Source organism: Micromonospora sp. NPDC003776, assembly GCF_053605645.1.
This window is the reverse complement of the sequence record NZ_JBSGJR010000243.1, coordinates 1-9,503: the sequence shown is the minus strand read 5'-3', so window position 1 is coordinate 9,503 and position 9,503 is coordinate 1. Positions and strand designations below refer to the sequence as shown.

The 9,503-nt window shown below is 72.0% G+C and carries 10 protein-coding genes; 8 read left to right on the top strand and 2 right to left on the bottom strand.

Going from position 1 to position 9,503, the window contains the following annotated elements:
* The first annotated feature begins 70 nt into the window (after positions 1-70).
* The 3 genes from ACWEVO_RS19920 (at position 71) to ACWEVO_RS19910 (ending at position 2,567) form a co-directional block, all read left to right on the top strand.
* Positions 71-1,435 carry a hypothetical protein gene (locus ACWEVO_RS19920; protein ID WP_452309015.1) on the top strand — a complete coding sequence of 455 codons (1,365 nt, stop codon included), beginning with the start codon at positions 71-73 and terminating at the stop codon, positions 1,433-1,435.
* A gap of 224 nt (positions 1,436-1,659) precedes the next feature.
* The gene (locus tag ACWEVO_RS19915; protein WP_452309014.1) at positions 1,660-1,986 is read left to right on the top strand and encodes a hypothetical protein; all 327 of its coding nucleotides are present in this window, start codon (positions 1,660-1,662) and stop codon (positions 1,984-1,986) included.
* Positions 1,986-2,567: a carboxymuconolactone decarboxylase family protein gene (locus ACWEVO_RS19910; protein ID WP_452309013.1), complete on the top strand. Its 582-nt coding sequence runs from the start codon at positions 1,986-1,988 to the stop codon at positions 2,565-2,567. The genes ACWEVO_RS19915 and ACWEVO_RS19910 overlap by 1 nt, the downstream gene beginning before the upstream one ends.
* A 231-nt stretch (positions 2,568-2,798) precedes the next feature.
* Here the strand turns inward: ACWEVO_RS19910 and ACWEVO_RS19905 are convergent, their stop codons facing one another.
* Both ACWEVO_RS19905 and ACWEVO_RS19900 read right to left on the bottom strand, forming a co-directional pair.
* Positions 2,799-3,944 carry a hypothetical protein gene (locus tag ACWEVO_RS19905; RefSeq protein ID WP_452309012.1) on the bottom strand — a complete coding sequence of 382 codons (1,146 nt, stop codon included), beginning with the start codon at positions 3,942-3,944 and terminating at the stop codon, positions 2,799-2,801.
* 102 nt (positions 3,945-4,046) lie between these two features.
* Positions 4,047-4,373 (bottom strand): DUF4326 domain-containing protein, encoded by a 327-nt coding sequence (locus ACWEVO_RS19900; RefSeq protein WP_452309011.1) that lies wholly within the window; start codon positions 4,371-4,373, stop codon positions 4,047-4,049.
* A gap of 215 nt (positions 4,374-4,588) precedes the next feature.
* On the opposite strand from ACWEVO_RS19900, the gene ACWEVO_RS19895 reads away from it, so the two are divergent.
* The 5 genes from ACWEVO_RS19895 to ACWEVO_RS19875 form a co-directional block, all read left to right on the top strand.
* Positions 4,589-6,175 carry an AMP-binding protein gene (locus ACWEVO_RS19895; protein ID WP_452309010.1) on the top strand — a complete coding sequence of 529 codons (1,587 nt, stop codon included), beginning with the start codon at positions 4,589-4,591 and terminating at the stop codon, positions 6,173-6,175.
* Positions 6,175-7,029, top strand: coding sequence for a class I SAM-dependent methyltransferase (locus ACWEVO_RS19890; protein ID WP_452309009.1), 855 nt, complete (start codon positions 6,175-6,177; stop codon positions 7,027-7,029). The genes ACWEVO_RS19895 and ACWEVO_RS19890 overlap by 1 nt, the downstream gene beginning before the upstream one ends.
* Positions 7,030-7,037: 8 nt before the next feature.
* Entirely contained in the window at positions 7,038-7,289 is a 252-nt protein-coding gene (locus tag ACWEVO_RS19885; RefSeq protein WP_452309008.1) for an acyl carrier protein, read from the top strand.
* Positions 7,286-8,125: an acyl-ACP desaturase gene (locus tag ACWEVO_RS19880; RefSeq protein ID WP_452309007.1), complete on the top strand. Its 840-nt coding sequence runs from the start codon at positions 7,286-7,288 to the stop codon at positions 8,123-8,125. Before ACWEVO_RS19885 ends, ACWEVO_RS19880 begins: the two co-directional genes overlap by 4 nt.
* The coding region (locus ACWEVO_RS19875; protein ID WP_452309006.1) for a beta-ketoacyl [acyl carrier protein] synthase domain-containing protein at positions 8,122-9,503 on the top strand (1,382 nt) is incomplete at its 3' end. The genes ACWEVO_RS19880 and ACWEVO_RS19875, both read left to right, overlap by 4 nt.

Here is a 9,503-nt window from a genome sequence, read left to right as displayed (position 1 = left end):
GCCGCTGCCCCCAGGGCGACCGCCGTGCTGGACGCGCCCACCCGCCCCACCCGACAGAAGAGGAAGACGCTTGTCGAGACCATTCGTCCCGTCATCCCGACGCGCCGTCGTCGCGGCCGCCGGCGCCGGCCTGCTCGCCGTCGTCCTGGCCGGCGCCGCGCCGGCCGCCGCCGACCCCGGCCTGGACTTCCCGCACTTCACCTACGTCGGCACCGCGTTCGACAAGAGCACGCTCACCTACAACCCCACCAACGAGTTCATCTTCCCCAGCGTCATCCGGGCCGCCGACTACTTCGCCCACCCGCTGGGCACCTACTACCTGTACTACGCACCGCACGAGCGGCCTGGCGGGATCGCCCTGGCCTACTCCGACTCGATCAACGGCCCGTGGACCGAGTACGACGCCAACCCGCTGATCAGCAACACCTGGCTGCCGTACTACTCCACGGTCAGCCACATCTCCTCGCCCCACGCGGTCTGGATCGAGGACGAGCAGAAGCTGTTCCTCTACTTCCACGGCGAGAACTCGATCACCCGGTACGCGACCTCCGACGACGGCATCCACTTCAGTTACGGCGGCACCGCCGTCAGCCGCGACGCGAGCACCGGCGGCGAAACCTCCTACGCCCGGGTGTTCGAACAGTCCGTGCCTCGCCTCGGCACCCGCTACCTGATGGTCTTCATGGACAATCCCACCGGCGGGGCGCCCGGCCCCACCGGGCCGGTGTCCCGCCGGATCCGCTGGGCCGTCTCCAACGACGCGCGCACCTGGACCACCCAACCCGAACCGATCGTCACCCCGCAGGGCGACGAGGGCCCGAACGCCTCCGGGCCGTTCTTCCTCCGCTGGAACGACCGCAACCTGGTGATCTACCACGCCGCTGACGGGAACATGCACGCGGTCGACGTCGGCGAGAACTTCGACCAGGAGGTCCACCTCGGCGTCGTACACGACTCGATGGCCACCGCCCCCGACCTCGGCCGGTCGGCCGCGCCCACGTTCTACTTCGACGGCAGCACCGCGCACATGTACTACGAGGCCGGCGGCCGGCTCACCGCCACCATCGCGCACGCCACCGCCCCCCTCGCCGAACCCCTCCCGGTACGGCCACTCGACTGCACCGTGGACCGGCCCGTCCTCTGGCCGCCGAACCACGAGCTGGTCGACGTCAACGTGACCGTCGACCTGCCCGACGGCGTGCTCGGCCCCAACGCGTTCGCCCTGACCGGCGTGACCGGCGGGGACGCCACGGACGTCGGCGGCTTCGCCACCGGCACCCCCGCCACGAGCGGCCGGCTGCGCGCCGAGCGGGCCGGCAACGGCGGGGACCGGGTGTACCAGCTGACCTACACCGGCCACGACGAGATCGGGCGACCGGTCGGCTGCACGGTCACGGTCACCGTCCCGCACGACGAGGGGCAGCCACCAGCGTGACCTCGAACAGGCGGCGGCGAGCGTTCGGCTCGCGGCCCGCACTCTCCTAGGCATGACCCGGCCCCGGATCGACGCGACTGCGCGTGGACCCGGGGCCGGACATGACGGAACGCCCTACGCTGCGGGGACCGGGCGCTTCTTCAGGCGCGTGTCGCGTTCGGCGGCGCACCGTCGTCGGTATACCTGAGGACAGCGAGCCGAGCTGCAGAGGAGGGCACCGCGCCATGCCGGACGAGGACAAGAAGCAGGCAGCGCACCGAGCGTTGGTGGATCGCATCCTGAACGGCGAGGGCAGGGCATCCGCGGACCAGCGAGCCCGCGCGTTCGGCAACGACGGCCTGACGCCGCCGTTGGACACGCTGATCGGCAAGGTCGCCACGAGGCCGGTGCGGGTCACCGAGGCCGACTTCGCCGCCGCAAAGGCGTCGGGCCTCAGCGAGGATCAGCTGTTCGAGCTGGTGATATGCGCCGTGGTCGGCCAGTCCGCCCGGCTCTACGAGGCGGGACTGGCGGCCCTGGCCGCAGCGACCCGCAACGGTGAGGCCGGGTAATGCGTCTCGACATCCTCAACCGCGGCTACAGCCCGGCAACCAAGCTGCTGTTCGCGCTCATCCGGCTGTTCTCCGGGCACCCGGTGCCGGACGCGGCCAAGCTCGTCTCCTACCGGCCCGATTTTTACGGCACCCGCGCAAAAGAGTTCACCCATGAGGCGATGCGCGGGCCGTCCGCCTGGTCGGTAGGGGACCGGGAGCTGATGGCCGCCTACGTGTCCAAGGTGAACGAGTCGGCGTTCTGCACAGCCGCCCACACCGCGACCGCTCGACGGGCGTACCAGGACGGGCCGATGGTCGCGGCGGTGCTGGCCGATCTGGAATCGGCCCCCGTGGAGGAGCCGCTGCGGGCAACGCTGCGGATGCTCGGCAAGTTGACCACCGTCGGAACGGTCAGCGCCGAGGACATGCGGGAAGTGCTGTCCGCCGGCGTCTCACGCCAGCAGGTCAAGGACGCGCTGGCCGTCTGCGTCGCGTTCAACACGACCGGCCGGCTCGGTGACGCCTTCGGCTTCCAGGTGCTGAGCCCCGAGGGCTTTGAGGCAGGAGCCAAGTATCTGCTCAAGCGGGGTTACCGATAGCGCGTGCAGAGGGAACCTCCGGGAAGTCTGCTCCAGTTCGGCGCCCGCCTGGCGGTCCGCTTCGGACACCCAGGCTCGGGTCAGGATCGGCCGCTGCCGGTCCGTCTCGGCGGCGACGTCGGCGGCCGCGTAGGCAGCGCCGCCCGCGCCGCCGGTCAGGCGACGTGGGTGCCGGCGGGGGTGCCGCACCGGTTCCTCAACCGCGGCGACAGCGCGGGCCGGCCTGAGCGGCTACGGAGAGATGCGGACCTCGACGGAGCTGATGAACCACCGGAAGTCGGACGTGCTGTGGATGGACACGTCGTTCGTGCCGCTGATGTCGAACGAGCGGGTCCCGACGCACACGATCACGGTCTGACCCGCCGGCACCGGGCCCGCGCTGAACAGCTGCGCGAAGTAGTGGGCGCCGCGGGTCAGGTTCACCTGCAGGAAGCTCCCGTCGTCGTCGGTCTTCTTGTCGAAGGCCGACATCTCGGCGTACGAGGGCTCGGAGACGTTCGGATGCAGGACGTCGAGCATCAGGAAGTTCCGCTGTCCGGTGCTGGAGTTCGACCATCCCCATTCGTCGGTCGTCTCCAGCCGGTGCGTGGCCTGGACGCACTGCGCGTCGATGAGGACCTCGACCAGGCCGGTCGTCGGCGGCACGTAGGCGAACGCCACCGCGCTGAAGCCGTCGCCGGAGGCGTAGTCGAAGTCGCCGGCGTCACCGTCGTCCATCGTGATCAGAATCCCCACGTCCGCGAGGGACGGGTTCAGCGTGTGGATGCGGTCGACGACAAAGTTGTCGTTGCGCACCGGGACGAACCCGAAGTTGAACCCGAAGAACGGCGGCCGGAAGACCTCCCACCGGTGCGGGTCGGTGCTGTCGTCCGGTTCGCAGACTCCCCAGGGGAGGGCCCGGTCGTGGAAGGGGGACAGCCGCAGCCACTTGTCGAGGTTGTTCGAGAGGTGGAACCCCGGGCTGATCCGCTCGTCGGCGGTGAAGACGTCGGCGATGGCCCGGTGGTAGTCCGTCGCTATCGCGATGATCGCCTCACGCCGGACGTCCCGGCTGCGCAGGAAGGCGTCGGCCTTGCGCTTCCGGGCCTTGTTCAGCTTGTCGTAGCGGGACGTCAACCCCTGCGGCGGCTGGAGCAGATCACGCAGGGTCATCCGTTCCTGCCGCATCAGCGTCCTCAGGTCCGCCCAGGTGTCCTCGCCGAGCAGGCGGCGCAGGCGGCGGTCCGCCTCGGTCGACGCCTTCGCGGCGCTGCTGTCGCGCTTCTTGGTGACGGCGCCGACGTGCTGTTCACGCTCCTTCGCCGCCGCCTCCGCCGTTCGCTGCGCCGCCGCGGGGAACTGGCGGAAGTTACGCGCGGTCTGGTAGCTGCTGATCACGGGAATCACCCCACTCGAGCCTCCCTTCATGCTGCGGCACGTCACTCTGGGTGGCCATAGGGGTTGTGCCATCCTGGCAACCCCGCATCACGGTCAATCGACCTAAATGCCACCCGCCGGCGGCAGCGAGTCGGCGAGCTCGGCGATCACCTCGGCGTGACAACGCTCGGGCACACACCAGCACCCGAGCCGGCGCCCGCGCAGGTCCGGGAGGAGCGCGAGCAGGTCGGGACGGCCGAGCAGGTACGCCCGGTACTTCTCGACGACCTCGTCCCGGCTGCCGTCCGGCCCCGGACGGAACGGGCTGGACAACGGCGACTGGGGGAGGCGCCAACCACCGCGGTTCATGGCGCGCCCGACGTAGATCACGTCCGCGTACGCCGGGTCGTCCCGGTGGCCCTTCAGGTTGACGACGGTGGTGGCCGGCATGGCTGCGCTCTCCTCGGGTTCCCGTGGTGGTCGATGTTCGGGTGCCCTCCTCATGGTGTCCGCCGACAGCCTGGACCGCCAAACTGCGCGTACCGATCGGTCGGCACCTCGAAACGGGCATGGGTACACCGCCGCCGACCAGCCTTCTCCGGCCATCCATTCGCATGATTGACCCGGTTGAACCCGGTTGACGATGCTCGTCCCGAGCCGGGCGGGTGCCCGCCTCCCGGGGGGAGAACATGCACGGCCTGCAGTGGGTGGCGGACGTCGTCGACTCGTACGCCGGCGACGAACGTCCCGCGCACACCTACCGACGCGACGACGGAACGTCGGGGACGCTCACCCGCGATCAGTTGCGCGACGTGGTCCGCCGCCGCGCGGGCGCCCTGGCGGCCCACGGCGTACGGCCCGGCGACCGGGTGGGCGTGTTCGCCGGTGATCCCGAGACATTCCTACCGGCGTTCCTCGCGTCGCTCTGGCTGGGCGCGGTGGCGGTACCGCTGCCGCCGCCACCACCGGTCGGTCGCCGGGACGCCTGGTGCGCCACCGTCAGGGAGGCGCTCGCACTGGTCCGCCCGCAGCTCGTCTGCGGCCCCGCCGGGACCCTCGACACCCTCCGACCCGGAGTGCCCGCCGTACCGATCACGGCGTTGGCGGACGGGCCCGCCCACCCCGCCCCCGTGCGACTGCCACCCGAGCACCCGGCGTACGCCCAGTTCACCAGTGGCAGTACCGGCCGGTCCCGGGCGGTACTGGTCACCCGCGGCTCGCTGGCGGCGAACAGCGCCGCGATCAAGGCCGGCATCAGCCTCGACGCGGACCGCGACGTGGGGGTGTGCTGGCTGCCGCTGCACCACGACATGGGCCTGGTGGGTTTCGGCTGCGCCGCCCTGACCGCCGGAGTTGCGGTGGTGTACCTGCCGACCGTGTCGTTCCTGCGCGATCCGGGGCTCTGGATGCGCGCGGTGTCGGCGTACCGGGGGACGGTCACCTTCGGGCCGAGCTTCGCCTTCGGGCTCGCGGCCCGCCGCGCCCGCCCGGACGACGTCGCCGCGCTGGACCTGTCCGCCCTGCGCGTCCTGGGCTGCGGCGCTGAGCCGATCAACGCGGCGACACTGGAGCGCTTCGTCGCCGCGTACACGCCGGCGGGCCTGAACCGGGCGGCGCTGACGCCCTGCTACGGGCTGGCCGAGGCGACACTCGCGGTGAGCTTCGCGGCCGGTCTGCGGGCCGACGCCGCCGGCACCGTCGACTGCGGACGGCCGGTGCCGGGCCACGAGGTGGCCGTCGTCGACGCCGCCGGGACGCCGTGCCCGGCCGGGCAGGTGGGGGAGATCTGGGTACGCGGACCGTCCGTGGCCGCCGGCTACCTCGACCAGCCGGCGCCGGAGGTGTTCCGTCCCGACGGCTGGCTGCGCACCGGCGACCTCGGCTACCTCGACGGCGGCGACCTGCACGTCACCGGGCGCGCGAAGGACCTCCTGGTGGTCCGGGGCGCCAACACCGACCCGCAGCGGGTCGAGTGGGCCGCCGCCGCCGTCCCAGGAGTCCGCGAGGGCGGCGCCGTGGCGTTCACCCGGCCGGGGGAGGAGACCGAGGAGGTGGTACTCGTGATCGAGTGCGCGCCGAACGCCGCCGGCAGCCTGCCGGACGCGGTGCGCGTCGCGGTCGCCGAGGGTCTGGGGCTCGCCGTCGCCGACGTCGTCCGGGTGCGCCCCGGGGCGGTGCCGAAGACCACGTCGGGAAAGCCACGCCGACAGGAGACCCGGCGGCGCTACCTGGCCGGGGAGTTGGTGGGCTGATGTCGGATCCGGCGCAGGTGGCGGTGAGCTACGACGTCGACAACGAGTTCTTCCGGCTATGGCTGGACGAGCGGATGAACTACACCTGTGCCGTCTTCGACGACACCGACGACCTGGAGGCCGCCCAGGTCGCCAAGCTCGACCTGCTCTACCGGTACGGCCGGGTCACCACGGACTCGCGGGTGCTCGACATCGGCTGCGGCTGGGGCGCGAACCTGGAGTATCTGGCCGTCGACCGGGGCGTTCGCGACGTCCACGGCATCACACTCTCGGCGGCCCAGTACGCCGAGATCCTCCGCCGCGAACTGCCCGGCGTCACCGCGTCCTGCGTCGACTACCGCGACTACACGCCGCCGATGCGCTTCGACACGATCATGTCCATCTGCATGATCGAGCACGTCTGCACTCCGGAGCAGGCCCGGGCCGGCGAGGCGGTCGCCCGCTACCGGGACTACTTCCGGCGGGCCTGGGAGTGGAGCCGGCCGGGCGCGTCCTTCGCGCTGCAATCGATCCTGCGCAACCGTGCCCCGCGCATCCCCGCCGACATCCGCGAGGTCGGCTGGGTCACGTACCGGATCTTCCCCGGCGGCATGACGCCACGCATGGAGGACATCGTGGCCGCGGTCAACCCGTACTGGGAGATCGTGGAAGTGTGCACCCGGCGGGCGGACTACCGGCGTACCTGCGAGCACTGGCGCGACCGGCTGCGCGCCCACGAACCGCGGATCCGCGACCGCTGGGGCGGACAGCTCTTCGCCGACTACGACCGCTACCTGACTGCGTGCATTCGCGCGTTCGAGATGCACTACCAGTCCCTGGCCCAGTGGTCGCTACGCCGCATCGACGAGATCTAGGAGCCCCCGTGTCCACCGATGAGCTGCTCGCCCTGATCGCCGCCGGGATCGCCGACGTGACCGGCCGCTCCGCCCCCGCGCTGACGGTCGACGCCGACCTCGCCGCACTGGGACTCGACAGCCTGCAGGCCCTCGAACTGGTCGCCTGGGCCGAGGAGCGGCTTCGGGTCCGCGTCCCGGACGAGGAACTGGCCACCGTACGCAGCATCGGCGACCTGTCCGGCGTGCTCGCCGCCCGACTGCCGGCCGGCACACCATGACCGACCGGGCGCTGCGAGAGGCGTTCCACCGGGAGTTCATGACCTTCTTCGAACAGGCCGAACGGACCCGCCGCTGGAACGTGTTCACCGACATCGACTGGGACCGCCTCACCGGCCATGTCCCCGACCCGCGGCTGGTGCTCTCCGCCGAGACGTTCTGCGGCGTCGAGATGTACCTGCCGGACTACCTGCGCGCCCACCTCGACCTGATGCGAGGCGACTACGGCCGCGCCTGGTTCGCGGCGAACTGGGGCTACGAGGAAGCCAAACACGCCCCGGTGCTCCGCGAGTACCTGCGCCGCAGCGGCGCGCGCACCGACGCGCAGCTGCACGACTACGCCGACACCGTACTGGCCCGCCGCTGGGAGCCGCCGTACGACGACGGTCGCCGGATGACCATCTACGGCGCGCTGCAGGAGCTGACCACGTTCGTCATATACCGGAAGCAGCGCCAGTGGGCGGACCGGCACCGCGATCCGGTGCTGCCGGAGATCTACCGGCTGGTGGGCCGCGACGAGATGGCCCACTCCCGCTTCTACCTGAAGATGATCCGCCTGCACCTGGCCGACGACCGGGCGGGCACCCTCGCCGACCTCGCGTACGTGCTGCGCACCTTCCGGATGCCGGCCGAGGACCTGCTGCCCGACTACGCCAGCCGCATCGAGGTGATGCGCGCCGCCGGCATCGACCGCGGCGTCTTCCTCGCCGAGGTGGTCCTGCCGCTGCTGCGCGCCCTCGAGTTGACCCGGCACGACCTGCCCCGGGTGCCCGCGCCGGCGGCCACCGAGATTCCCGGGCCACCCGGGCTGCTCACCGCCGCCGGATCCGCCGGATGACCACCGCCGCCTCCATCGCCGTCGTCGGCGCCGCCTGCCGCTTTCCCGGCGCCGACAACCTCGCCGCCTACTGGGACCTGATCCGCACCGGGCGGGTCGCCACCGGGCCGGTGTCGCCGCACCGCTGGCGGCACCGCTGGGTCCACGATCCTGACGACGCCCGGGCGGCCGACTTCGCGTACACCGACGTGGTGGCCCACCTGCCCGAGGTGGACACGTTCCCGGCCGCCCGGTACGCCCTGGCACCACGCCGCATCGAGGTGACCGACCCGCAGCACCGGCTGCTCGTTCAGGTCACCGACGAAGCGATGGACGATGCCGACGTCGACGTGCCCCGCGAGCGCACCGGCGTCTACGTGGGCGCCTCCGTCAGCGAGTACAAGGACCTGCTGACCAGCCGCATCCGGGCCCGACAGATGGCCGCCGGCGAGTTCGGCGCGCCACTGGATGCCCGGGCGGCCGAGGCGGCGGTGGCCGGGGTGGCGCCACCACGCGCCTACACCATTCCCGGAACCCTGCTGAACATGGCCGCCGCCACCGTCAGCGCGGTCTTCGACCTGGCCGGGCCCAGCTTCGTCGTCGACGCCGCCTGCGCGTCGGCGCTCGTCGCGGTGCACGAGGCCGTCGTCCATCTCCGCGCCGGCCAGTGCGACCTCGCCGTCGCCGGCGGCGTCTACCTCAACCTGGTGCCCGACAACCTGATCGGCTTCTCCCGCATCGGCGCGGTCTCCCGCGCCGGGGTGTGCCGGCCGTTCGACCGGCGCGCCGACGGCTTCGTGCTCGGCGAGGGGGCCGGCGTCGTCGTCCTCAAACGGCTCGGCGACGCCCTCGCCGCCGGTGACCGCGTGTACGCGGTCATCCGCGGCACCGGCTGCGCCAACGACGGCCGCGCCGAGGGACCGATGACCCCTCGGCTCCAGGGTCAGGTGACCAGCCTGCGTCGGGCGTACGTCGACGCGGACGTCGACCCGACCACGGTCGGCTTCGTCGAGTGCCACGGCACCGCCACGCCCGCCGGCGACGCGGTGGAACTGGCCGCCCTGCGCAGCATGCTCGGCGAGGACACGCCGGCACACGTGTCCTCAGTCAAGGCGAACATCGGCCACACCATGTCCGCGGCCGGCGTCGCCGGCCTGCTCAAGGCCGTCCTCGTGCTCCGGCATGCGACCGTGCCGCCGCAGGTCAACTGCGAGGACCCGGATCCCGCGCTCGGGGCACTGCGCGTCGCCGCCACCGAGCGGCCGCTGCCCACCGACGGCGGCACACCCCGCCGGGCCGCCGTCAGCTCCTTCGGCTTCGGTGGCACGAACGTCCACGTGGTTCTGGAGGAGGCCGCCGGCCCCCCGCGGCCCGTGGCCGTCCCGGCCCCCGACCGGGC